Source organism: Pseudomonas frederiksbergensis (genome assembly GCF_003732275.1).
Classification (GTDB): domain Bacteria; phylum Pseudomonadota; class Gammaproteobacteria; order Pseudomonadales; family Pseudomonadaceae; genus Aquipseudomonas; species Aquipseudomonas frederiksbergensis_H.
Map to the genome: position 1 here is coordinate 160,238 of NZ_MOBM01000040.1, position 24,275 is coordinate 184,512.

Sequence of the window (24,275 nt, forward strand, 5' to 3'; positions counted from 1 at the left end):
TTCTTTCGTTTCGATCAGATGCGTTGACAGCTGTCGCCACTAGCAAAAATAACGGCGAGATGTGAATTTTTTCGTGTTCTCTTGTATCTGATCAGTAAGAAGCCGTGCCATCAAAAAGATGGCATCGGCAAAAGCAAACCCGTCTGGGCTGCACCACACCGGAGCTCAGCAGTTTGCATCAGGACAGATTCAGTTACAGAGTGGCTCGCATGAAATCACGTGAGAAAACCGTCAATCCGATCGGATTGGAAGACATCACCATTGTCGACGACGCGAAAATGCGCAAGGCGATCACGGCCGCTGCACTCGGCAACGCGATGGAGTGGTTCGATTTCGGCGTCTATGGGTTTGTTGCCTATGTTCTTGGCAAGGTATTTTTCCCCGGCGCTGATCCCGGTGTGCAGATGATTGCCGCGTTGGCCACCTTCTCGGTTCCCTTCCTGATCAGACCTCTTGGCGGTTTGTTTTTCGGTACGTTGGGCGATAAGTACGGTCGGCAGAAAGTCCTGGCGGCCACCATCGTGATCATGTCGCTCAGCACCTTCGCCATCGGGTTGATTCCATCGTATGCCTCGATTGGCATCTGGGCGCCGATCCTCCTGCTGCTCGCTAAAATGGCCCAAGGTTTTTCAGTGGGCGGTGAATACACCGGCGCCTCGATCTTCGTCGCCGAATATGCCCCGGATCGCAAGCGCGGTTTCCTTGGTAGCTGGCTGGACTTCGGCTCGATTGCCGGCTTCGTCTTCGGCGCAGGTCTGGTCGTGCTGATTTCCACCATTCTGGGCGAAGAGCAGTTCGAGGCATGGGGCTGGCGCCTGCCCTTCTTCCTTGCCCTGCCCCTGGGCATGATCGGGCTCTATCTGCGTCACGCGTTGGAAGAAACACCGGCGTTCCAGCAGCATGTCGAGCAACTGGAACAGGGTGATCGCGAAGGCCTCGCCAGGGGCCCGAAAGTGTCTTTCAAGGAAGTGGCCACCCAGCACTGGCGCAGTCTGATGACCTGCATCGGCGTAGTGGTAGCTACCAACGTCACCTACTACATGCTGCTTACCTACATGCCGAGCTATCTGACACACAACTTGCACTACAGCGAAAATCACGGCGTGTTGATCATCATCGCGATCATGGTCGGGATGTTATTCGTCCAGCCGATGATCGGGCTCATCAGCGACAAGATTGGGCGCCGCCCCTTCATTATCTGCGGTAGCGTCGGTCTGTTCTTCCTCGCCATCCCGGCCTTCATGCTGATCAACAGCGGCAAGATCGGTCTGATCTTTTCCGGTTTGTTGATGCTGGCGGTGCTGCTCAACTTTTTCATCGGCGTGATGGCTTCCACCCTTCCGGCGATGTTTCCCACTCACATCCGCTACAGCGCCCTGGCCAGCGCCTTCAACGTCTCGGTGTTGATCGCGGGCCTGACCCCTGCCGCCGTGGCCTGGCTGGTGGAAAGCACGCAAAATCTGTACATGCCGGCCTACTACCTGATGGTGATTGCCGTGGTGGGTCTGATTACCGGCGTGACGATGAAAGAAACAGCAAAAAAACCGCTGCGTGGTGCAGCTCCGGCGGCTTCCGACATCGAGGAAGCGCAAGAACTGTTGGAGGAACATCACGACAATATCGAGCAGAAGATCGAGGACATCGACGCAGAAATCGCTGAGCTGAAAACTAAACGTGAGCATCTCGTACAGCAGCATCCGCGAATCGAATAACAGGGGCACTATCGTGCAGAGGCTACCGTCCAATTCTGTCCACAGAAACCCAATCGACTACGCGGTAGCATATGACTACAGCCATCGGGCTGGCAAAAAACAGACTGAGGGTAAGCGCGTGATCTATCGGATGCGTTTTTATACACTCTGGGCCGAAAGCAGAAATCGCCGAGGGCGCACGACTTGCGCGTTTGGCGGTGGAGCTCGGCCGGGATGATGCGGTGGCGCTGACGCGAGCCGGACATGCACTTGCCCATCTCGCCGGCGATGTCGATGGCGGCATCGCCCTGCTCGACAGGGCACGCCTGCTCAACCCCAACCTCGCCCCCGCCTGGTTCCTGGGCGGTATCCTGCGCGCACTGCGCGGTGAAACAGACGCCGCCATTGAGCATCTGACCCATGCCGTTCGCTTGAGTCCGCTGGATCCGGAAATGTTCAGGATGCAGGTCGGAATGGCGCTCGCACACTTCGTCGCCGGGCGCTTCGATGCCGCTTCTGTCTGGGCGGAAAAGGCGCTGAGGAACCTGCCCTGCCTCCTGGCATCGGTTGCCCTGATCGCGGCCAGTCATGCACTCAGCGGACGCATGGACAAAGCGAAGCAGGCGATGCAGCGTTTGCATGAGCTGGATCCGTCCTTGCGCGTTTCTAACCTGAAGGACTGGTTGCCAATCCAGCGTCCTGAGGATTTTGCGCGGTTTGCTGATGGGTTGCGGCTGGCTGGGTTGCCGGAGTGACTGTGGTTCGGTGAACTGCGAATGGCTTGCTAAAACCAACGCGGGAATTCCCTACCGTAGATACCGTCTTGAACCTCACCGAGCAAGCGCAAGTTTCGGGACAAATGGTCGGCCAGATTTGGACATTCAGAAACCGCGCACCAGGTAGGCTCCTGAGGGAACTCGATATCGCAGCTTCTTGCATTTGCCGGGTGCAGGCTGATGCCCCGGCGGGCGATCAGGAAACCAAATTCGGCATTTGCCCGGAGGCGGCATATGGCCGCGGGGAATCTCAACCTCAGCGTATGCCCGCTCTGGCTCGACACTAGCCATTTGCAATTTTCCTTCGGGCCCGGCTCTGCCAGCCGTCGGTACATCCGAAACCCGATCTGTCTCTGCGCTAGCGAAGTTGCCAGCGTCGCGCCCAGTGTCCGGAGTGGATTGCTCAACAGCCGCCATTTCCACTTCGCGGCGCCTGTGGGTCTCCTCTTCCAGCCCCTTCTGTACCGCGACCAGGTCCTCTTTGGCATTGGGTGGGGTCCCCGAAGACTGGGCCTGCTGCGCCGCCTGGATCAATTGGAAGTTGCGGTTGCGTAACTCGACGTTGCGACCAACCCGCATGTTCGAGCGCACCGCCAAGGTTTCAGCCTGCTGGTACTCCCCCTGCTGAAGACGCAACACACCGAGGTAATGCAGAGTCGCGGGATTGTTCGGCTGGATATGCAGGGCACGCTCCAGCGTGGCGGCGGCCTGGTCCAATTGGCCATTTTCATACTGCCGCGAGGCTGTTTCGATCAGGGTGGTTGATGCGCTGTTGCTTTGCGCGGGCGCTCTTCGCTCGGCAGCGACAGAACAAAACGACGCGACGGTGCAGAACACCAGGATGAGGCCGGGCAGAAAACTCTTGGTTGGCATCAGGGGGCGGACTCGACTGAACTCGCAGGCACTGCCGTAATGCAGACCACAGCGCTGCTCGGCATTTCCGAAATAGGGCCGCTATTGACCTGGCCAATACCCTGAAGTTCCTGCTGCAACGGTCGTCGCAACCGGTATCATTTTTTAACCACTCCAACATCTAAGCATGATCTGTTGCTGCACTTCACGCAGAGCAGAAAGCGCCGCGCTGCCGACTCGCATCCGCTTTGATGACGCTGGCGTCCGTGCAACGACGCAGCACCTTGTTGAACAACCAGCGAAACAGATTGCTGTCCCGAAAACGGCCGTGTCGACTTTGGGAAAAGGTCGAGTGGTTGGGGACTTCATCTTCAAGGCTCAACCGGCAGAACCAACGATACGCCAGGTTCAAATGGGCCTCTTCGCACAACCGCCGCTCTGAGCGAATGCCGTAGCAATAGCCCACGATCAGCATGCGGATCATCAGTTCAGGGTCAATCGACGGACGCCCGATCGGGCTATAAAAATCGGCGAGGTAATGGCGCAGGTCGCTCAGATCGAGACACTGGTCAATGCTGCGCAGAAGGTGATTGGCTGGGATGTGATCTTCAAGGTTGAACGAGTAAAACAGTCAATCCTGCCCACTCGATAACTGTCCCATCATGCTGTGCGCTTCCCTGCTGGCCAATGCAGAGATTTTGCCGCAGGCCAGACAGGGGAGCTACTTTTTCAACAGAATCGGTCGATTGCTGTCTGTCACGAAGACTGCAATCGGGTCGCGGCAGGGATGGCAGTTACCCTGCCACTCCTGCCGCGACCTGATCTAATCCGGCCAGCCGAACATTTCCTTGGCTCGCGCTAGCGACGATAGTAGTCGCGATTGTCCTCGTAGCGGTGCCGCATGACCCGATCCTGGTGGCGCTCCCAGTCACGATGGCGCTCCGCTTCTCGGCGGGCTTGCTCTCTACCCCAGTTATCTCTACGCCAATTATCTCTACGCCAGTCGTCTCGGCGCCAATCATCTCTACGATCGTGCCGACGGTGGTCATGCCAGTATCGGTCGTCATGGGCAAGCAACGTCCCTGACTCCTTGCCGGCCATACTGGCCAAGGTCGGCCAAGGGTTGCCAGCCGCCTCGACAGGAGCCTGAACGGCAGTGACTTCAGTTGCGAAAACAGGGGTTGATGTCTTCATCTGTGTTGCTGATGCCGAGCCCATTGCCGCGAACGCGAACAGGCTGAAGAGCACCATCCGTGGGTCATGAAATTTCATGAGCGAAGACAACCTCTGATTGACAATTGGACGGGTAACCATCTGGTTGCGGGAAGCCTGCGGGTTCGCGCTTACCGAGCGAATGTGCCTATCCACATAGACAGATAAATAGGGAAAAGTTCTAAGGAGCCGCTGCTTAAATAGCCAAACAAAAAGCGGACGTTCGGGCCTCTCACTAAAGACCGCGATTCGAATGTGGGCTTTAATGTCCGTGCTTATAGGCAGCCACATTAGCTTCGATTCCGTACGAAGGTGGATGCGCCTAACGGCGGGTCCAGGTTGCTATGCACTTATCTAATCAAGGAAGAAACGACATTGAAAATAGCTTTCGGCGCCCTATTGTTGACCTGGCTGACGACTCTCGCACTCGCTGACGAGAACCCTGTCGGCTTCCAATCTTCCACACTGCCGGACTCGCACAATGACCGCTCACTGGAGTTGGTCGTTTGGTACCCCAGTGCAACTACCGCAGCCACGCAACTGATCGGCGATGATGCGGTGTTTGTCGGTGCTTCTGCCGTTCGTAATGCGCCGCCCGCGGCTGGCAAGCATCCATTGTTGGTGCTCTCCCACGGGTACAGAGGTAACTGGAGCAACCAGATCTGGCTTGCCAGTGCTCTGGCTCATAGGGGTTACATCGTCGCCGCAATCAATCACCCTGGCACCACGACCCACGACCGTAGCCCTCAAGCAGCGGCGCAATTGTGGCAGCGGCCCGTTGATGTGCGCCGAGCCATTGATAAGGTCACGACTCAACCTGAAAAATTCGGCTTGGTCGCCAATGACCGAATTGCAGTAGTGGGCCATTCACTCGGCGGCTGGACCGCCCTGGAGATCGCCGGTGCTCGTTTCGATCCAGACCGCTTCGCCCGTGACTGCAAAGCCCACCCGCAGTTATCAAGTTGCACCGTCTATGAAAAGATAAACCCCGCAAGCACCTCAGAATCAAAGGCCGCATTGGCCGCCGATTTGCGCGATAAACGCGTCACTGCAGTGATTACATTGGACCTGGGCCTTTCACGGGGTCTGACCGATGAAAGCCTGGCCGCGCTGCCGGTACCAGCGCTGGTGATCGCTGCCGGCGTACCGTCGCGCGAGCTTCCCGCTGAGCTGGAGTCTGCCAACTTGGCCAAACGCCTGCCGGCGGCGTCAAGCCGTTACGTCGAAATCAGCGACGCCAGCCATTTCAGCTTCTCGTCGGTGTGCAAACCTGGCGCGGAGCTAATGCTTGAAGAAGACGTACCAGGCGATGGCATCATTTGCCGGGATGGCGACAGCGCTCGCCCGCGCGGGGTGATTCAACAGCAGATTACATCGCTGATAGCGGAGTTTCTTCAGTCCTCTATCTACGAAGAAGAAGACAGTTTGTAAACTCGTGGTACGAGAACTACCGGCAGACAAGACTTCATCGCGAGTGGTAAATCCTTGCGCGACTTCGTTTTCCCGTAGCGGCACTTGCTTCGCCAGCTGGCGTGAAGTGAGTTTGTGGGCTATTTGTTGATGGCCCGGCATACGGCCGGATCTAGGAGAATCGATATGACTCATTGGGATTCATACGGCTACCCGGAGAACGATCCAAAAGTCTGGATCACGTTTGGCCCGCAAAAGAACGGTCCACCTTCGGTGGCGTTTATCGGACCTATTCGCCATCCAGAGGGTGATAGCCCCAAAGCGGTCGAGCACTACCAAGAGGTGGCTGGGCGCTGGACTGATGAGCTTGTAGCTCATGAAGAACTGGACAAAATGGCTCAAGCGATCATTGAGCAGAAACACCTTTAGCAATAGGTGAGGATGGGCAGGCCGGTCGCCCGGCCTGTGTGGTTTACCCCGTCTCGCTGACGGTGTGATTGGATTCGGTTGCAAAGCCTTAGTCGTGATGGTGCGCAATGCTGCAATGGCCTTTGTTGTCAAAGGCTGTCCCCCAGCGTATTCAGGAGATCTCCAGCTCGCCTTCGAGAAAAATCTTGCGGCGTTTCTTATGACTGAACTTGTTGTGCTTGCTCGCCGTGTAAATCCGCGCGAACGCAGCGCTATCGATGTCCACGCACTCACGCAGAAACTCGACGACCAAACCGTCATACAACGCTTCGTCGATGAAATGGTGCATTTCTTTGTGATAGAGAAAACCCAGCTGAAAACCCAAGGTTTCGGAGGTGAAACCCGATGGGCGGGTGAAAACATTCTCCATATCGATGACCCGCAGAGTACGCCACTGCTTTTCAGGCACCATGATGTTCGCCACCCATAGGTCGAGGTGAATCAGGCCACGCTTGTGCATGTCGACAATGAGGTTCATGCACCCTTTAATGAACTCAACCACCCGCTCAGGGTGCTTCTGCAGCCATTGCAAACCATTCGAGTGTCTCTCGAGGAATTCTGTCAACAGCACGAACTGCTGGATAATACCGAACCTCGGCTTGACCACCCCGAAGCCCACGATGCGGGCGGTCTCAACGCCGCGTTCTGCGGCTATGATCGTGTTCAACAGCTCCTCGATAGGCCAGTCGAACCTGCCTGAGCGCTTTGGGCGTCCCAGCGCTATGCGGAATTTCTTTGGCAGCGTCTTGACACGTTGAACCTTCATGAAGAACTGGCATTCGCCATCACCCACGATTTGTCTGATGCGGTTGGGGCGGTCCCGGTAATGCGGTTCTATAAACGTACCGATGGAATCGAGGACCGCTACGCTCGGGGGGTGCGAGAAATTCAAGGTCGCCTTAGCGATTTGATGGCAGAAGGGAAAAGCGGATCTGACGGTTTTAAGCGATTGCACAGGACATCTGTCTTCTTTCGACACGGCGCATAGCGCCAAAATTCGGGCAATTGTATCAAGATTTTTATATTAGTAATCCTCCGTTGGGCTGGGACTCCCTGTAACGAGTGGAGGTCTACCTACGATGATGTGCCTGACACATCTCCGCACCCAACCGGGAGCTGGCCTTTGTGCTGCAGTAGAAACTCGGTTTGGCTGTTCTGATATGGGCGAATTCAGATACTGCACTGCGAATACGAGGCGGCTGGGGCCTAGCCTTTAATTCGGCACGACAGACCTTTTTTCATCGCAATGCGCGCCTTAGGGTTTGGCACCCCAACGACCAGCCTTGACATATCGCTGTTTGCTCGGCGCGTATCATTTTTCTTTCAATAGCTCTTGTCGATAATTTATCTCCGGACAGTATCGTAATCGAAGGGTTTAGTTCCATAGAAAGAATGGATTTCTGTTGCCCAAGACTTATCGGCCATATTAGGCCAGTTGTCCTTGTCAAAACCTGGTGCATTTTCCAAGCGCTCTTTCTCTACGTTTAGTACGAAGCGCTTGTTTACTGTATCCAGTGTCAATGCATTCCAAGGTACTGCAAATAGTTTTTCTCCCATGCCAAGAAAGCCACCAAAGGATAGAACGGCATAACTCACTCTACCGTTGCGAACATCCAGCATGATTTCCTTAATATCTCCCAAGTTTTCTTCATTATGGTTATAAACTCGTTTCCAATGAGTGTGTCTGCCCCCATCAGGTCGGGGTCAGGCCCCTGCTCCTCAGAGCCAGCATCTCGTAGGAGGTTCGTTTTGTATATGCCATAGGTATCGCGATCTTCGTAGTTCATTACAATCTCCTATCAGCAAGCGTCAATCAATCAGAATAGGTATTCACCGCCGTGATGGCTGTATTGGTGGGAGTCGCCAATTTTGAAAAAAGTTAGATTTTTTTTCTGCATGACGACGAATGGCAAGTTGGAGTTAAAAACAGTTAATCAGCTTTTAATTAGTCTGCTATCCAGGTGGGATGCTTGGGGTTTTTTTATTGGCATTTACTAGATCGGTATTATAGTTGCCTGAATAAAGTGATTCCTTTAACCGCAACTAAATCTTGGGCCTTCATATATCTTTATAAAATGATGAAGATTAGGCCGCTACTAATGGCCGGCCTCAGTCAGCGAAGCGAATTTACTTGAAAAAAAAGCCCACTGACCGTCACCGGTTCAGTGGGCTTTTTACAAGGCCTCTAGTTACAGAGCCATATCAGTCGCAGCATTAGCCTTCGGCGCCTTGGCCGGAGCGGCCGGAGCAGCAGCCGGAGCCACCACCTGACCAATCGTCGGCGGCGGAGTCAGCTCAAGCACTTTAGCGGTATAAGCCCACTCTTGAGCCACTTTCTCAGGGCTGCTGTTCAGCTGAGTGCCATAGCTCGGCACGATCTGATGCAGCTTTTCCTGCCAGGCTGGCGAGGCAACCTTGTCCTTGAACACTTTCTGCAGCACGGTCAGCATGATCGGTGCAGCAGTCGATGCGCCTGGCGATGCGCCCAGCAGACCAGCAATGGTGCCGTCAGCAGAAGCAACAATCTCGGTACCCAACTTCAGCACGCCACCAGCCGCTTCATCACGCTTGATGATTTGCACGCGTTGGCCGGCTTGCCACAGGCGCCAGTCTTCGGCTTTGGCGTTCGGGAAGTATTCTTTCAGGGCATTCATGCGGTCTTCGTCAGACAGCATCAGTTGGCCTGCAAGGTACTCGACCAGCGGGTATTCCTTGATGCCGACCTTGGTCATTGGCCACACGTTGTGCGTGGTCGTGGTGGTCAGCAGGTCCAGGTACGAGCCTTCTTTCAGGAACTTGGTGCTGAAGGTCGCGAATGGGCCAAACAGGATGACGCGCTTGCCGTCCAGAACACGGGTGTCCAGGTGCGGAACCGACATTGGCGGTGCGCCAACGGAGGCTTTGCCGTAGGCCTTGGCCAGGTGTTGCTCGGCAATGGTCGGGTTTTCGGTCACGAGGAACGAGCCGCCAACCGGGAAGCCTGCGTATTCCTGGGCTTCAGGAATGCCGGATTTCTGCAGCAGGTGCAATGCACCGCCGCCCGCGCCGATGAAGACGAACTTGGCGTCGGTTTCGGTTTTGGTGCCGTCTTTCAGGTTTTTGTAGCTGACGCGCCAGGTGCCGTCTTCGTTCTTGGTGATGTCTTGCACTTCGCTAGACAGTTTCAAGTCGAACTTCGGCGTGGTTTGCAGGTGCGCGACGAACTGGCGGGTGATCTCGCCAAAGTTCATGTCGGTGCCGATCGGGCTCCAGGTGGCCGCGACTTTCTGGTTCGGGTCACGCCCTTCCATCATCAGCGGAACCCACTTCTTGATCACAGCCGGGTCTTCGGAGTACTGCATGCCGGCGAACAGCGGGCTCGCTTGCAGGGCTTCGTAGCGTTTCTTCAGGAACTTGATGTTGTCATCGCCCCACACAAAGCTCATGTGCGGAGTGGAGTTGATGAACGAACGCGGGTTCTTCAGCACGCCTTGCTGAACTTGCCAGGCCCAGAACTGACGAGAGATCTGGAAGGCTTCGTTGATTTCAACGGCTTTCGCGATCTGGACGTTGCCCTTGTCGTCTTCCGGGGTGTAGTTCAACTCGGCCAGGGCGGAGTGACCGGTACCGGCGTTGTTCCAGCCGTTGGAGCTTTCCTGGGCGACGCCGTCGAGGCGCTCGACCATTTCCATCGACAAGTCGGGTTCCAGCTCATTGAGCCAGACACCCAGCGTTGCACTCATGATGCCGCCGCCAATGAGCAGCACATCGACTTTCTTTGCCTCTTCCGCGTAGGCGGACGTGATCCCCATCGACAAAGCCAGCCCCAGCAGGGCTGTGTTCAGTTTCTTAAACATCTGTAGCACCTATGATAAACGCCATCCGCCTCCAATCCTCGATATCATGAGCAACCCAGGTGTACGGGTACGCAGGCAGCGTGCCGTGGGTTCCTGCATCTACAAGGATTTGAAGGTGGGCACACAAGGCCGACGTGACTCCATCGACCTCAGTTATATGTCCCTCGTGCACTGACTTCTTATCGTTATTGGCTCAGCTACTTGAGCGACATTGATTCTGTCGGACGTCTGTAGACGTACGAACCGAATAAGTCAAACCAAGTTAATGCGACAGAATATCACGCCTCGACCAGCCTGCGTGCCCGAAAGGACTCAACAGTCTAGACGGGACGAGGCCCGCGCACGGCGTCTTTGCTCAAACGTTCCAGCACAAATGCCTTGGCGTTGCGCGTCATCTGGTCGAGATGCCGGTCGCGCTGCTTCTCCGCATCGATCATCGCCCGCTTGCCGTGTTTCTGCAGCAGATACGTATGTATCTGCCGCACCTCCAAAGAACTGTAGATCGATGCGACATCCAGCAAGCCCATCAAGCCTTCGGTGCCGTGATCACGGGTGTTCATCAGTACCTGAGTGCCGCGCACGCCCAGCACCTGGAAGCCCATCGATTCGAACCAGGGCACCTTGGCGACGGTGCAGGTCAGTTCGGCATGCGGGTAGCGGCCGAGCATGTCTTGCAGCATCGCCCGGGCGACGCCCCGCCGCCGATGGCTGGCCTGCACCGCCATGTACGCCACGCCGCACGCCTGGGGATCGTCCTTGACCGGCAGGTACAGCAGAAAGCCGATGACCGTCTCGGGGTCTTCGTCATCCGTTGCAACGATCAGTTCGACAGCAATGCCTTTGGCGCCGCTGAGCGCTTCGAGGTAGAGATGAACCTCGTAGCCCACCGTGTATTGATAGACGTTGTACAACGGGTTGCTCGGCGCGATGCCCACCATGCTGATGTCGGTTAAATTGTCGACGACCATCTGCAGAATCTGGCTGTTGATGGGCTCTGGGCATGGCGTGGCAAAGTGGGTGAGCTTGGGCATTACGTTTCTGACTCCGGATTAAGCTGAGCATCAGCCCCGCTATTGTCACAGATCGAGCCCCTTACAGGAAAATCACCGCTCGGGCGCGACGATGCGGAAGCGGATGTTGATGTCGTTGGAGACAACCGTGTCGCCCCACTCCCCTTCGCCGATCTTGAAGTCTCTGCGTTTAACAATGATGTCGCCATCGAAGACCCCGATGGCATGTTCCGGTTTCAGCAGCACCTTCACCTGCAACTCGCGCGTCATGCCCCTGAGCGTGAGGTTGCCGGTGATCAGGTAACGGTGATTGCCCAGTGCTTTCACCCCGGTCGATTCAAAGGTCGCCACCGGATAGTCCGCCGTATTGAACCAGGCAGGCTTTTGCAGCTCGCTGTTGGCATCGCTGCCCCCGGCGTCGATGCTGGCAAGGTCGATGGTCAGCTTGGCGTGGGCCGCGGTGGGGTTCGCCGTGTCAAAATCGAGCGTGGCGTCGAACTTGCCGAAGGTGCCGTACGCCCTGGAGCCGAACTGGTTATAGGTGAACGAGATCTTGCTGGCGGTGGTGTTCACCTGGGTGTATTCGACGGCGTGGGCGCAGGGCAAGGTGCCGACCAGGAGGATGGCGAGCAATGCGGCGAAACGCGGGAATCGAGGGGTCATGGGATTCTCCGGTTGAAGCGCCTTGGGATTCAATCACCGCACAGGTGTGTCAGTGGACTTAAGCAAATAATCACCGGTTACGCTAGGTGCGGGGATAAATGTGATCTGTCGAGGCTCACATTGATTGGAAAGTCCTCGGCGTTGAGGACTTTCCTGGTTTTTTCAAACGGTAGCGTCACCCACCCGAGGGATCAGACGCTCGGATGGGTATGGTAAATCTTGCTGACGATGGTCCATTTGCCTTCTACCTTCAGCAGGTTGAAGAAGTCGGTGAAGCGCAACCCCGAGACGTTGTCGGTATCGACCCGCGCACTGGCAGCCGTGCCGACGATGTCGATGCGCACGATGGCGGCTTTGGCTTCCGGGGATGGACGGAACACGTTGTCGATGACGTCGTAGAGATTCTGGATCGCGCCGCCGACGAGCTTGTCGCCATCGACACCAAACATCGTGGCCTGCTCGTTGAACGCGGGCTTCATCAGTGCGCTGTCGGCCTTCGCGCCACCTTCGTTGTACTGGTTAAGCACATCGACAATCGCGTTGTATTCCTGAACGTAAGTAGGACTGCTCATTGCATGACTCCTGATAAGTAACGGGTGTGGAACCTGTGGGAGCGGGCTTGCTCGCGAAAGCGGATTGACAGTCGACATAGATGTTGAATGTTATGACGCCTTCGCGAGCAAGCCCGCTCCCACAGGGATTTGCGCTTAACTGACTGGCATTAGGTTTTCTGCACCACTCGGGCAACTCCCGAAGGCTCAATGCTGACCTTTTCCCACTTGGCGATGACCAGGGGCGCAATCGCATTGCCCAGCACGTTCAGAGTGGTGGTACCGCTGTCGATAATCCGGAAGATGCCGGCAATCAGCGCGACCCCTTCCAATGGAAGACCGGCCGATGCCAAGGTGGCGGACAGGATGATGATGGCGAAGCCGGGAACCCCGGCGGCCCCTTTAGACGTCAGCACCATCGTCACCACCAGCAGTATCTGCTGGGACAGCGACAGGTCGATCCCATAGAGTTGCGCGACAAAAATCGTCGCCACGCCGAGGAAGATCGACGCGCCATCCAGGTTGAATGCATACCCCACCGGCACCACAAAACTGACGATACGACGCGGCACGCCATAGTGTTCCAGCTTGCTCATCAGCTGCGGCATGACCGATGCCGATGCGGCGCTGGAGAACGCCAGAATCAGCTCATTACGGAAATACTTGATCAGGGCATCAGAGATGCCTTGAACCACCGCCACCACTGGTGCGCTTTTTTCTCTGGGGAGGGAGTTCAATGCCAGACCAAACAGCACGGCAAAGAACAGCACCGAGAGCAACTTCGCTTCCGACATCGCAACAAAAACGTTATCGGGAACGATGTTCTGCAGGATGACGAGAGCGCCCTTCGAAGGCTCCATGTTGACCGAAGCGGTGCTGTGGGAAATGCCCGAAATATCAGTGCCCGTGCCGGGCTCGAAAATATTGGCGAAACACAGCCCTATCACTATGGCCAGACCGGTAATCGCGAAGAAATACCCCAGCGACTTGATGCCCATGCGCCCAAAAGACTTGTTATCACCGCCGCCGGCAATACCTAGGATCATGCAACAGAAGACAATGGGAACAACGACCATCTTCATCATCTTGATGAAGATATCGCCAAGGGGTTTGAGGATTTCAGAACTGATCCAGCCTTGATATTGCGGGTGTGTATTGAAGTACCAACCGACGAGCACGCCAAGCAACAGCCCGGCAACTATTTGCCAAACCAAAGGGATACGTTTCATGTCTAGCCTTCTTGTTGGAATGAAAGGACTGCGTTACGTAGCAGTTGCTAGAGTCATGAGCTTCCAGCTCATTTGAATTCGAATGGCACAACAAGGTTGTGCCATTGCTTTTATTACTTGGCGAAGAGCTGGCTCATATCCTTGAACGCCTTGAACTCAAGTGCGTTGCCACACGGATCGAACAGGAACATGGTGGCTTGTTCGCCGACCTGCCCCTTGAATCGAATGTAGGGTTCAATCACAAACTCGGTACCAAAGGACTTCAGCCGCTCGGCCAGGGCTTCCCACTGCTGCCACTCCAGGATGATGCCGAAGTGCGGAACAGGGACGTCGTGCCCGTCTACCGGATTGCTATGCACGCTCTCCTGGGAAGCAGTTTTTGGGTGCTCATGGATAACCAGTTGGTGACCATAGAAATCAAAGTCGACCCACTGCGTGCTGGAGCGACCTTCTTGCAGCCCGAACACTTCACCGTAAAAGGTACGTGCCGCCGCGAGATCATAAACAGGGATCGCCAGGTGAAAAGGAGAAAGGCTCATCGGAACTCCAATCAAGGTGTTTTATCGGTTTTGTTTTTGATTACGGAGCCAATCGTAGAGCCGCAGACCAAGCAAAAAAATCAATATATATTTCTTAGAAACACAATTAATATTTGTGAATGATCAAAGAACTGAAAACACTTATCGCCGTCGCGCGGGAAGGCACCTTTGCCGCTGCCGGGAACAGGATCGGGCTGACCCAGGCCGCCGTGAGCGCCCAGATGCAACGTCTGGAGGCCGAGCTGGGTTTCCAGATTTTCGACCGCAAGGGCCGCTCGGCTCACTTGAACAGGATGGGGCATCAGATACTTCTGCAGGCGCAGGAGCTACTTCGCCTTTATGACAACCTGGGGTCCACCACGGTTGGGCTCCCAGCCAGCGTGTTGGTAAACATCGGCGCCATCGCTTCCGTGCAGCGCTCGTTCTTGCCGGACGCGCTCGCCCAATTTCATCAACAATGTCCGCAATGCCGAACCCGTGTGATCCCGGGACTGTCGATGGAGTTGGTCAACCTGGTGGATGCCGGCGAGATCGACATGGCGGTGATCATTCGCCCGCCCTTCTCGCTGCAAAGCGATCTGCGCTGGACGACCCTGGCCCTTGAGCCCTACCGGCTGATCGTTCCGCGCGATGTGCCCGGAGAAGACTGGTCAGCACTGCTTTCCAGCCAACCCTTCATTCGCTATGACCGATCATCGTTCGGCGGCAGGCAGGTCGATCGTTTCTTGCGGCAGATGCATTTCACCTTGCGGGAAGTGTGCGAGCTGGATGAACTGCAGGCCATTATCAAGCTGGTTGAAAATGGCGTCGGTGTAGCGCTGGTGCCGCAGACGGCGACCCATCAGGACTGGCCCGCCGGGGTGCGCGCGTTGGATCTGGGGCAACACACGTTCCATCGCGATATTGGCCTCGTCCATCGGGCTCGGCAAAGTTTTACCGAACCGGTACGGGTACTGGCCCAACTGATCGTTGAGCAGGTTCAGAGCGGTTACGAATAAGCCCCAATCATCCACTTCACTTTTTCCAGCGCCTCCCTCAATGCGCCCATCTCCACCGAGCCCAGCGCCAGGCGAAACGCATGCGGAACGTTGGCCGAAGTGGCAAACGGTTCGGCGGTGGAAACCGAGACGTTTTCGCGCATCAACGCCATGGCGATCTGGTCGGCCCTTGCGTCTTCCGACAACGGCAGCCAAAGAAAATACGACGATGGATGGCGAATGCAGCGCAGCCCCGTCAGTACTTCGCCGGCCACGACTTGCCTGGCTTGCGCGTCCTGGCGCTTTTCAGCTTCCAGTTGCATGACGGTGCCGTCGTCGAGCCATGCAGTGGCGATCGCCGTCATCACGCCAGGGGTATTCCAGGTGGTCGCTTTGATCGTGCGCTCCAGCACGGGCACGTGTTGAAGGGGGGCGACGACGAAGCCGACGCGCAATCCAGTGGCCACACTCTTGGACAGCCCTGACACGTAAATCGTCCTCTCGGGGGCGAGTACCGCCAGCGGTGCGGGGGGACTTTCCGCCAGGAAGGCGTAAGCGCCGTCCTCGATGATCAGCAGCCCATGCCGGCGCGCAATCGTCACCAGGTCGTCGCGTTGATCGGCACTCATCACCCACCCCAGCGGGTTGTGCAGGGTCGGCATCGTATACACGGCCCGCACGCGTCTATGCCGGCACAGGCTTTCCAGCGCCTCCAGATCAGGCCCATGATCGAGCACCGGAATGGGCACGATTTCAAGGTGCAGTGAATCGGCCAGGACCTTGAATCCTGAATAGGTCAACGCGTCCGCCGCAATCACGTCACCGGGTTGCAACAGCGCCATCATCGTCACGGCCAGCCCCTGCTGGGCACCGGTGACGATCAGCACCTGCTCCGCCTCGACCGTCAAACCCCGGACGCGCAGATGGCGCGCCACAGAGGCGCGTTCATGCAGGCGCCCCGCGTGTAGCTGATAGCGCAGCAGCGATTCCAGATCGCCGGCCGACGCGAGCTGGCGCAGGGCATTTCGCAGCAATTCTGCCTGCCCGGGAAGTGCCGGATAGTTGAAGTTCAGGTCCGTCATGCCAGCGGCAACGCTATGCTGGTCGATACTCTGGCCCGGCGACCACGACGTTTCCCTGACGAACGTCCCCCGCCCCATCTCCCCGCTGACCAGGCCCATGGCTTCCAGCTCCGCATAAACCCGGCTAGCCGTCACCAGCGCCAGGCCTTCCGTTGCCGCCAACTGGCGGTGGGTCGGCAAGCGCGTGCCTGGCAACAGTCGTCCGGAGCGGATATCCGCCGCAAATTCATCCACCAGTGATTTGTAGCGTGAACGAGGCATGCGCAAGTGTATCCATGACAATATTTTGATTGTATTGAGTTTCGTCCATACGATGCCTTCCATGCAACCGGCATAAAGGGAGTCCTCAATGGAACGCACATCGAACCTGCAAACCCACACCACGGAAAAGGGCGCGAGCGGATGGCTCAACGGGTTCATCGGCGTGCTCATTTTCAGCGGCTCGCTGCCTGCGACGCGGGTGGCCGTTCTGGAATTTGACCCGGTCTTTTTGACGGTTGCGCGGGCCAGCATCGCGGCCATTCTGGCGCTGTGCATGTTGCTGCTTTTCAACGAAAAGCGGCCGGCCAAGAGTCAACTTCTCTCCCTGGCAATCGTGGCGCTGGGCGTTGTATTCGGCTTTCCGCTGCTGACTGCGCTGGCGCTGCAATATGTGACGTCTGCGCATTCCATCGTCTTCGTTGGCCTGTTGCCACTCGCCACGGCAGCGTTCGGGGTCTGGCGCGGTGGCGAGCGTCCCCGGCCGGTTTTCTGGTTCTTCTCGGTATTGGGAAGCCTGCTGGTGGTGGGGTTTGCCGTCTCCCAGGGCCTGACCGCGTCTCCTGCGGGGGACATCCTGATGTTGCTGGCCATCCTCGCCTGCGGATTGGGCTATGCAGAAGGTGCGAAGCTTTCAAGAACACTAGGCGGCTGGCAGGTGATTTCCTGGGCCTTGGTGCTATCGCTGCCGATCATGATCCCGCTGACCTGGTTCCTGGCCCCGCCTTTGCTCTCGGGAATCACCCCGACTGCATGGTTCAGCCTGGCTTACGTCTCGCTGTTCAGTATGTTTATCGGCTTCGTGTTCTGGTACCGCGGGTTGGCCCAGGGCGGAATTGCCGCCGTCGGTCAGCTTCAGTTGCTACAGCCGTTTTTTGGCCTTGCGCTGGCGGCCACGCTGCTGCATGAGCAAGTCAGCCTTGGCATGTTGGGTGTGACCGTTGCGGTGATCCTTTGCGTGGTCGGTGCGCGCAAATTCTCGAAATAGACGGCTCACGGCCAGAAACCGACTGTTGGTCGGCTTTAGGGCCGCAGGAATACTAACCTTTTAAGTAAGGCCTGAATCTGTCGTGGTGGACCGGCCTCCGAGATGTTTCCCGGCCCACCGCAGTACTCGATAGGAGGAATGAGAAATGGCCAATTTCGAGAAAAAAATGCCGGTGCATACCGACGACGAAAAAACCAGTCAGCAACCGATGGCGACAGACCCTTGGCGGCCGCTGGATAAACTGCGCCAACAGGTCGATCACCTGTTCGAAGACTTCAATCGTGGCTCGGGGCTGACACCCTTCCGACGTGGGCTGTTTGATGTCGAACCGTTCTGGAGTCGGGATTTTATCGGTCGCAGCCTGCCGGCTGTGGACATCACCGAGAAAGAGAAAAGCTTCGAAATCACCGCTGAATTGCCTGGCATGGATCAGGATAATATCGACATCACATTGTCCAACGGCAATCTGATCATCAAGGGTGAAAAGAAAGAGGACAAGGAAGAAAAAAGAAAGGGCTATCACCTGTCAGAGCGGCACTATGGTTCCTTCCAGCGGGCATTCAGCCTGCCCAAAGGCGTCGATACCGACAAGATCGAAGCGAATTTCAGCAAAGGCGTGCTGAGTATTTCGCTGCCGAAGAAGCCCGAAGCCATGAACGCGGACAAAAAGGTGCAAATCAAATCAAGCTGAATCGCCGTTCGCGTAATAGAAAGCCCCTTGCCGGGAAACCGGCCGGGGGCTTTTTTTTGGTCGCGAGGGCGCCCGGCAGAACCTGTCAGTCGACCCGGGGCAATGGCTTGACGATCGTCAGACTGGAGGGCGACCGGTTCAACACACTTTCGGCCGTACTGCCGATGAACCTATCGATCCCGTCGACGTTGAGCAGGTGCAAGGTGGCGCCGCAGGACTCGGCCAGCGTCGAGGCCAGGTCGAGAATCCGGTCATTAAGCCCTTGGGTCAACGCCTCCAGATGGGACAGGTCGACGGGCTATAGGGCTCGGATGCGCGTCAGTGCAGCAAGATGCCCGCCCACATTGCCAGCGTCAGCAAGACCTGGCCGGGGATGACATACGCGGCGAACCGTCGCCCGCCGCTGACCCACGCCACCAGGCATTTGCTCAGGGAGTTACTGCTGACCGCGATCAGCACGGGCTCGGCAATGGCGTCGAATGGCAACAGCCCGGCCTTGGCCAGGGAGGCAATGGACGCCGTCGAGGAATGGGCATCGGCAAAACCAGTGAGCGTCGCCGTGACCATCACGCCCACTTCACCGAAGTGGCTGAGCACCATTGATGACAGGAAGGTGATGCCGGTCATGGCCAGCGCCAGGCCCAGCGCCAGCTTGAGGTTGAACGCACCGCCGACCTTGATCGGTTGGTGGGTGCCGCTTGCAGGGTTGGGAAACATCAAGCCCAGGCCATACAGCGCCGTGGCGGCGAGGCCACACAACAGCGGTCCCCACATGTGCCGCAACAGACCGATGTCGACCGCCCCCAGGATCAAGCCGACCTGAGTGACCGTGGCCAGATTGGACAACATCGCGGCTGCGCTGAGGATTTTGACGTTGTCTGGCTCCTTGGTAGCAAGGTGCCCCATGCTGGCGATGGTCACGATGCTGGAAGCAAACCCGGAGGCGATGGCGCTGACCGTATAGCCGTAACGGACGCCCAAGTTACGAACGGCGACATGCCCTATCGCCCCTACTGCCATCAGCAACACGGTCAGGGTGCAAATGGTGCGTAGATTGATGGCGGCATACGGGCCGATAAAGCGGTCCGGCGCCAATGGCAACACCACCAGCGCGGCGACCAACAGCACCAGGCCGTCGCGCATTTCCGCTTCGGTCAATTGGCTGCGCGCAAAGTGGTGCAGCTTTTGGCGATAAGTCAGCAGCCCCGCCACCACCACACCAATGGCGATGGCCAGCTCGGGCGCGGTGCCACACAACGCCCCCAGGACCAACACCGTGAATAACGCCACCTCACTGGTTACGCCAGGATCAGTGCCCAGGCTTCGCCAGTAAGCCGCGGAGACCAGCACGGCCAGACAGATCGCCATGATCCCCACCAGCAGACCACCACCGACCTGCATCGCCACATAACCCAACAACGCGGTGATCGCGAACGTGCGCAATCCGGCACAGGCACGACTGTCCCCCCGCCCCTTGTGCCGTTCACGTTCAAGGCCGATCAGCATGCCGATCCCCAGCGCTGCTGCCGCCCCTGCCAGGCCCAAGATGTCGTTCATGCGATTCCCGTCCGGGTAAGCCTTGCCATCCTGGTCCGACGTGTCATTTCACGAGGTCGGTGCGAGCCTTTTGATCTGTGGCAAACGTGATGCGGTGGTCAGGCGTCGGTCGCGCAAATGCCGCCGGGCCAGTAGTCATCGGCCATTCGTGCGGCGCCTCGATACGCGCCTTGAGTTGGCCAACAAATACCTTCGCGGCGTCCAGGCTGTTGAAGTTCACTTTCAGGGCATCCATCTGCACGACCCAGCCATGGGTTGTCCGCTCCTCTTTGATATCAATGATCATAGACAACCTCCGTTAAACCTCGAGAGTCTCCCTGACACGCCATTACGGTGTAATCACAACACCCTCCAAGCCTGCGCCGGTATGACGGAAGAGACGTTGATAATGGTCAATATTTGCTGGCATCCGGCATTAACTGGATGACTCCACCCGCGAGGGAAAAGCTGAAGCAGTCTATCTTTATTAGACGGGTCGGCCGCAGGCCCACAAAAACAGGATTGCTGTAACTCAATGATTTTTCAGCGCCCGGACGAAGAACAACCCTGACCGGACGGTCGCGGCCCGTTGTAAACGACCCTACGTTCCCACTCTGAGCCAAGGCCATGAAAAAGAACGACCAGTGGAACCTGTCCTACTTCGCGATCGCTTTTATCGTGCTGAGCCTCATGCAGATATTCTTTGGCGAGCGCCAGACGGTGCAGCCCCTCCCGTACAGCCAATTTCTGCAACTGTTGAGCGAGCAAAAAGTCAGTGATTTGCGGGTCGATAAGGACCAGATCAGCGGCAAGTTGCAAGAGCCCATCGACGGACGCGACCGGTTCTCCACCGTGCGGGTCGATCCGGCGCTGGCGACCGAACTCTCTCAATCGGGCGTCGGTTTTACCGGGACCACCGAAAACACCTTTATGAACAGCCTGTTGGGCTGGTTGTTGCCGTTTGTCCTGATCATGGTGTTCTGGAATTTCCTGTTTCGCGGGATGGCGGACAAACAAGGCCTTGGCGGGCTGATGAATGTCGGTAAGTCCCGGGCCAAGGTGTTTGTCGAACGCGACACCGGAGTGACCTTCGCCGATGTCGCCGGCATCGACGAAGCCAAGGCCGAGCTGGTGGAAATCGTCTCCTTTCTCAAGGACAAGGAGCGATACGCACGCCTGGGCGCGCACATTCCCAAGGGCACCTTGCTGGTCGGCCCGCCCGGCACCGGCAAGACCCTGGTGGCCAAAGCCATCGCCGGTGAAGCCGGTGTGCCGTTTTTCTCGATCTCCGGCTCCGAGTTCGTCGAAATGTTCGTCGGGGTCGGTGCTGCCCGGGTACGCGACCTGTTCGAACAGGCCCGGCAGGCGGCGCCCTGCATCATCTTCATCGATGAACTCGACGCGCTGGGCAAGATGCGCGGCGTCGGTACGCTGGGTGGCAATGACGAAAAAGAACAGACCCTCAACCAGTTGCTGGCCGAGCTGGATGGCTTCGATCCCCGTGAGGGCGTCGTGTTGCTGGCCGCGACCAACCGGCCAGAGGTCCTCGACCCGGCGTTGTTGCGGGCCGGGCGCTTCGACCGGCAGATTCTGATCGACCGCCCCGATCGCAAAGGGCGGGAGGCGATCCTCAAGGTTCATATGCAGAAAATCACCGTGGAGCCAGGGCTCGATGGCGCACGTATCGCCGAAATCACCACCGGTTTCACCGGCGCCGACCTGGCCAATCTGGTTAACGAAGCGGCCATTGTCGCCACCCGACGCGGCGCCGAATCGGTCAGCATGAACGATTTCACCGCGGCGGTAGAGCGCCTCATCGCGGGGCTCGAACGCAAGAGCAGCCTGCTCGATCCCGACGAGCGCCGGGTCGTGGCCTATCACGAAATGGGGCATGCCTTGGCCGCCAGCACACTGCCGGCGATGGATCCGGTGCATAAAGTGTCGATCGTGCCCCGCGCCATCGGCTCGCTCGGCTATACCCTGCAGCGACCGACCGAGGATCACTTCCTGATCAGTTGCCAGACCCTCAAGGACAGGATTGTCGTGCTGATGGCCGGGCGCGCTGCCGAAGACCTTGTCTATGGCCAGATCTCCACCGGCGCCGCCGATGATCTGGGTCGTGCGACTGATATCGCCCGCCAACTGATCACCCGGTTCGGCATGAGCGCCGAACTCGGACAATCAGTGCTGGAGCGGCAAAACGCGACGTACCTGGGAGACCGCATGGCCACGGTGGGCGAGAAGGATTATTCGGAACAGACCGCCCGGGAAATCGACCTGGGTATCCGCGCCCTGCTCGATGAAGCCTACCAACGGGCCAAGGCATTGCTGGAGAGTCGCCGGGCCGACCTGGATGAGGGGGCCCGCCTGTTGCTGGAAAAGGAAACCCTCACCCCCGAGGAATTCCCGCCTCTGCTGCCGTTGAAGCCACCCCCGGCATTACCGCGGCTGTGACGCCACTGATCCCCGTTCAGTGTTTTTTCCGACACTGTTCGCCAACAACGCTAGGCTTACAAACAATGTGGTGATTATCGCCATTTTGCAGGGAGCGCAAAAATGGAAATCATTAACCGTTGGCAAAACCTCTCTCTCAGGATGGCCCAGGGAGGAATGCCGCAATGAAGCTTTCCAATCATTACAAATGGACTGCCTTGGGCGCCATTGCGCTTACCCTTTTCAGCGTACTGATATTTTTGCTGATCAAATCATATTCCTACGACACATCGACCTACTTCGAGTCCCGCGACTTCGTTCGCCAACTCAAGCAGTTCGATGCCAATTGGAACGTGAAGGTTCTGAGAGCCAAAATCGGCATAAACAACAATTTGCTTCTGGTGGCGCATCCTGAAGCAGAGCAACGATGGCAACAGCTCGACAACCTCAACGCTACCAGCCCGCTTTCGACCCTTTGGCAATCTCGACGGCAGGGTTATCTGGATGCGGTGGAAAACAAAACCCGCCTGGTTGAGCAATTCAAACAGCACAACACGGTGCTGCGAACTTCACTCGATGCCCTGCCTGAACTGGAAGATGACATTCAGGCGTTGCGGGAAGATTTCAATGACAAACAGCCGGTGGAGCATCCTGCAGCGGCCTCACTGGTGTTCGATGTTACGTTGGACACCCTTGAATACGCCCTCTATGTCTCCACCGAAAGGGCTGAGGAAATCTCCGAACATCTGAAAGATCTAAATGAATATGTCAATCAACTACCGCCGGAACAGCGCCCGCCTTTCACTGCCTTTGTAGGCGCTGTGAACGCCATCGTTCGAGAGCAGCCCATCGTCAATGACCTGGTTGATCGTATCAGTGTGATCCCGGTCGCACAGCAACTGGACAGCATCAACGAGTTATTGAACGAGACACAACGGCGCACCGGCGCGACAGACCGCCAATATCACCTTTATCTCGGGATATGCGCCGGCATCATGGCGCTGCTGTTGTTGTACCTGGCCGGCCGCCTGATTCGCAGTTATGCCCTGATCAACAAGATGAACAGTGAGTTGCAAACGGCAAACGAACGGCTGGAACAACGCGTAGAAGAACGCACCCGTGAACTGCTGGAAGCCGAGCGCGAACTGGTGGAAGCCGCGCGGATGGCCGGCATGGCGGAGATCGCGACCAATGTGCTGCACAACGTCGGCAATGTGCTGAACAGCGTTAACGTCTCGGCAGACTTGATTACCCGCAAATTGGCGGCCAGCAAAACCCTCGGCCTGGGTAAAGCGGTGAAAATGATGAACGAACATGCCGAAGATCTGGGGCAGTTCATCACGCTTGATGAGAAAGGCAAATTGCTTCCCCTTTATCTCAATCAACTGGTCGACTCCATCGCGGCCGAGCAATCGAGCATCGTTGACGAACTGTCACAACTCACCAAAAGCATCGATCACATCAAGGACATCGTGTCCACGCAACAGGCCTATGCCGGCGCCGCCAGGCTGGTCGAGCCGTTGAACATCGTCGATCTGTTCGAGGACGCGTTACGCATGAATTCCGGCGCGTTGAGTCGGCACCATGTCGTAGTCACCAAGGACTACCAGGACACGCCGACGATCATCGGCGACAAACACCGACTGCTGTTGATCCTGATCAACCTGATCAGCAATGCCAAGTATGCGATGACCAAGGTCAGCGACCGTCAGCGCCATATGACGCTGGGCGTCAAGATTATCGATAACGCAACGCTGCGCCTCAGCGTGGAGGATCAGGGCGAAGGCATCGCTGCCGAGAACATGACCCGCATTTTTAATCACGGCTTCACCACCCGCAAGGAAGGTCATGGTTTTGGCCTGCACAGTTGCGCGCTCGCGGCGGTAGAGATGAACGGGCATCTTCGCGTCCACAGCGATGGACCAGGCCACGGAGCGGTTTTCACCCTGGAGATTCCGCTGGAGACTGCTGACGTATTGCCGACCGCTGGCATGTCAGTCAGTTAAGCGCAGAACCTGTGGGAGCGGGCTTGTGTGGCGAGGGCGGAACGCCGCATCGCCCCGTTCGGCTGCG

22 protein-coding genes and 3 pseudogenes are annotated in these 24,275 nt (G+C 57.2%); 9 read left to right on the forward strand and 16 right to left on the reverse strand.

The genetic code is table 11. The features are described from left to right. Positions 1-209: 209 nt before the first annotated feature. Together proP and BK662_RS31810 are read left to right on the forward strand one after the other, a co-directional pair. Positions 210-1,712, forward strand: coding sequence for a glycine betaine/L-proline transporter ProP (gene proP, locus BK662_RS31805; RefSeq protein WP_123360876.1), 1,503 nt, complete (start codon positions 210-212; stop codon positions 1,710-1,712). A gap of 161 nt (positions 1,713-1,873) precedes the next feature. Continuing rightward, positions 1,874-2,446: pseudogene (locus BK662_RS31810) on the forward strand (tetratricopeptide repeat protein); the annotation flags it as partial. A gap of 126 nt (positions 2,447-2,572) precedes the next feature. On the opposite strand, the gene BK662_RS31815 reads toward BK662_RS31810, so the two are convergent. The 3 genes and pseudogenes from BK662_RS31815 to BK662_RS35645 all read right to left on the reverse strand — a co-directional run bounded on the left by BK662_RS31815 (position 2,573) and on the right by BK662_RS35645 (position 4,591). Continuing rightward, a complete protein-coding gene (locus BK662_RS31815) occupies positions 2,573-3,340 on the reverse strand; it encodes a tetratricopeptide repeat protein (RefSeq protein WP_123360877.1) in 768 nt (255 codons plus the stop codon). Between the two features lie 202 nt (positions 3,341-3,542). Continuing rightward, a pseudogene (locus tag BK662_RS31820) lies at positions 3,543-3,950 on the reverse strand (transposase); the annotation flags it as partial. A 227-nt stretch (positions 3,951-4,177) separates the two neighbouring features. Then, positions 4,178-4,591 (reverse strand): hypothetical protein, encoded by a 414-nt coding sequence (locus tag BK662_RS35645; protein WP_123360903.1) that lies wholly within the window; start codon positions 4,589-4,591, stop codon positions 4,178-4,180. A gap of 315 nt (positions 4,592-4,906) precedes the next feature. Between BK662_RS35645 and BK662_RS31830 the strand changes: the two genes are divergently transcribed. Continuing rightward, complete coding sequence (locus tag BK662_RS31830; protein WP_123360878.1) at positions 4,907-5,962, forward strand: alpha/beta hydrolase family protein; 1,056 nt, start codon at positions 4,907-4,909, stop codon at positions 5,960-5,962. A 165-nt stretch (positions 5,963-6,127) separates the two neighbouring features. Then, complete coding sequence (locus tag BK662_RS31835) at positions 6,128-6,370, forward strand: hypothetical protein (protein WP_123360879.1); 243 nt, start codon at positions 6,128-6,130, stop codon at positions 6,368-6,370. Between the two features lie 151 nt (positions 6,371-6,521). Here the strand turns inward: BK662_RS31835 and BK662_RS31840 are convergent, their stop codons facing one another. The 9 genes from BK662_RS31840 to BK662_RS31875 form a co-directional block, all read right to left on the reverse strand. Beyond that, positions 6,522-7,388: a lipopolysaccharide kinase InaA family protein gene (locus BK662_RS31840; RefSeq protein WP_148057949.1), complete on the reverse strand. Its 867-nt coding sequence runs from the start codon at positions 7,386-7,388 to the stop codon at positions 6,522-6,524. Between the two features lie 365 nt (positions 7,389-7,753). Next, positions 7,754-8,029, reverse strand: a complete 276-nt coding sequence (locus BK662_RS35650) for a PRC-barrel domain-containing protein (protein ID WP_259695973.1) — start codon at positions 8,027-8,029, stop codon at positions 7,754-7,756. Continuing rightward, positions 8,002-8,196: a hypothetical protein gene (locus tag BK662_RS35655; protein WP_259695974.1), complete on the reverse strand. Its 195-nt coding sequence runs from the start codon at positions 8,194-8,196 to the stop codon at positions 8,002-8,004. Before BK662_RS35655 ends, BK662_RS35650 begins: the two co-directional genes overlap by 28 nt. Before the next feature lie 402 nt (positions 8,197-8,598). Continuing rightward, the gene (gene mqo, locus BK662_RS31850) at positions 8,599-10,245 is read right to left on the reverse strand and encodes a malate dehydrogenase (quinone) (RefSeq protein ID WP_123360881.1); all 1,647 of its coding nucleotides are present in this window, start codon (positions 10,243-10,245) and stop codon (positions 8,599-8,601) included. A 320-nt stretch (positions 10,246-10,565) separates the two neighbouring features. Next, positions 10,566-11,276 (reverse strand): GNAT family N-acetyltransferase, encoded by a 711-nt coding sequence (locus BK662_RS31855; protein ID WP_123360882.1) that lies wholly within the window; start codon positions 11,274-11,276, stop codon positions 10,566-10,568. Positions 11,277-11,348: 72 nt separating this feature from the next. After that, complete coding sequence (locus tag BK662_RS31860; RefSeq protein ID WP_123360883.1) at positions 11,349-11,918, reverse strand: YceI family protein; 570 nt, start codon at positions 11,916-11,918, stop codon at positions 11,349-11,351. 191 nt (positions 11,919-12,109) lie between these two features. Continuing rightward, positions 12,110-12,490: a nuclear transport factor 2 family protein gene (locus BK662_RS31865; protein ID WP_123360884.1), complete on the reverse strand. Its 381-nt coding sequence runs from the start codon at positions 12,488-12,490 to the stop codon at positions 12,110-12,112. A 149-nt stretch (positions 12,491-12,639) separates the two neighbouring features. Beyond that, positions 12,640-13,698, reverse strand: a complete 1,059-nt coding sequence (locus tag BK662_RS31870) for a cation:dicarboxylate symporter family transporter (RefSeq protein WP_123360885.1) — start codon at positions 13,696-13,698, stop codon at positions 12,640-12,642. 113 nt (positions 13,699-13,811) lie between these two features. After that, complete coding sequence (locus BK662_RS31875) at positions 13,812-14,237, reverse strand: VOC family protein (RefSeq protein WP_008013629.1); 426 nt, start codon at positions 14,235-14,237, stop codon at positions 13,812-13,814. Between the two features lie 119 nt (positions 14,238-14,356). Between BK662_RS31875 and BK662_RS31880 the strand changes: the two genes are divergently transcribed. After that, on the forward strand, positions 14,357-15,235 hold the full coding sequence (locus tag BK662_RS31880; RefSeq protein ID WP_123360886.1) for a LysR family transcriptional regulator: 879 nt from the start codon (positions 14,357-14,359) through the stop codon (positions 15,233-15,235). Here BK662_RS31880 and BK662_RS31885 read toward each other — a convergent pair. After that, positions 15,226-16,557: an aminotransferase-like domain-containing protein gene (locus tag BK662_RS31885; protein ID WP_123360887.1), complete on the reverse strand. Its 1,332-nt coding sequence runs from the start codon at positions 16,555-16,557 to the stop codon at positions 15,226-15,228. The genes BK662_RS31880 and BK662_RS31885 overlap by 10 nt on opposite strands. Before the next feature lie 88 nt (positions 16,558-16,645). Here BK662_RS31885 and BK662_RS31890 point away from each other — a divergent pair, with 88 nt between their 5' ends. Then, positions 16,646-17,542, forward strand: coding sequence for a DMT family transporter (locus BK662_RS31890; protein WP_123360888.1), 897 nt, complete (start codon positions 16,646-16,648; stop codon positions 17,540-17,542). A 145-nt stretch (positions 17,543-17,687) separates the two neighbouring features. Next, the gene (locus BK662_RS31895; RefSeq protein WP_123360889.1) at positions 17,688-18,233 is read left to right on the forward strand and encodes an Hsp20/alpha crystallin family protein; all 546 of its coding nucleotides are present in this window, start codon (positions 17,688-17,690) and stop codon (positions 18,231-18,233) included. Between the two features lie 85 nt (positions 18,234-18,318). On the opposite strand, the pseudogene BK662_RS31900 reads toward BK662_RS31895, so the two are convergent. The 3 genes and pseudogenes from BK662_RS31900 to BK662_RS31910 all read right to left on the reverse strand — a co-directional run. Then, positions 18,319-18,528, reverse strand: a pseudogene (locus BK662_RS31900) (hypothetical protein); the annotation flags it as partial. Positions 18,529-18,551: 23 nt separating this feature from the next. Next, positions 18,552-19,790: an MgtC/SapB family protein gene (locus BK662_RS31905; protein ID WP_123360890.1), complete on the reverse strand. Its 1,239-nt coding sequence runs from the start codon at positions 19,788-19,790 to the stop codon at positions 18,552-18,554. A gap of 43 nt (positions 19,791-19,833) precedes the next feature. Next, positions 19,834-20,076, reverse strand: a complete 243-nt coding sequence (locus BK662_RS31910) for a hypothetical protein (RefSeq protein WP_123360891.1) — start codon at positions 20,074-20,076, stop codon at positions 19,834-19,836. Between the two features lie 320 nt (positions 20,077-20,396). Between BK662_RS31910 and ftsH the strand changes: the two genes are divergently transcribed. Continuing rightward, positions 20,397-22,223 carry an ATP-dependent zinc metalloprotease FtsH gene (gene ftsH / locus BK662_RS31915; RefSeq protein WP_123360892.1) on the forward strand — a complete coding sequence of 609 codons (1,827 nt, stop codon included), beginning with the start codon at positions 20,397-20,399 and terminating at the stop codon, positions 22,221-22,223. A 164-nt stretch (positions 22,224-22,387) separates the two neighbouring features. Next, positions 22,388-24,208 carry a DAHL domain-containing sensor histidine kinase gene (locus tag BK662_RS31920; protein ID WP_123360893.1) on the forward strand — a complete coding sequence of 607 codons (1,821 nt, stop codon included), beginning with the start codon at positions 22,388-22,390 and terminating at the stop codon, positions 24,206-24,208. Positions 24,209-24,275: the final 67 nt, after the last annotated feature.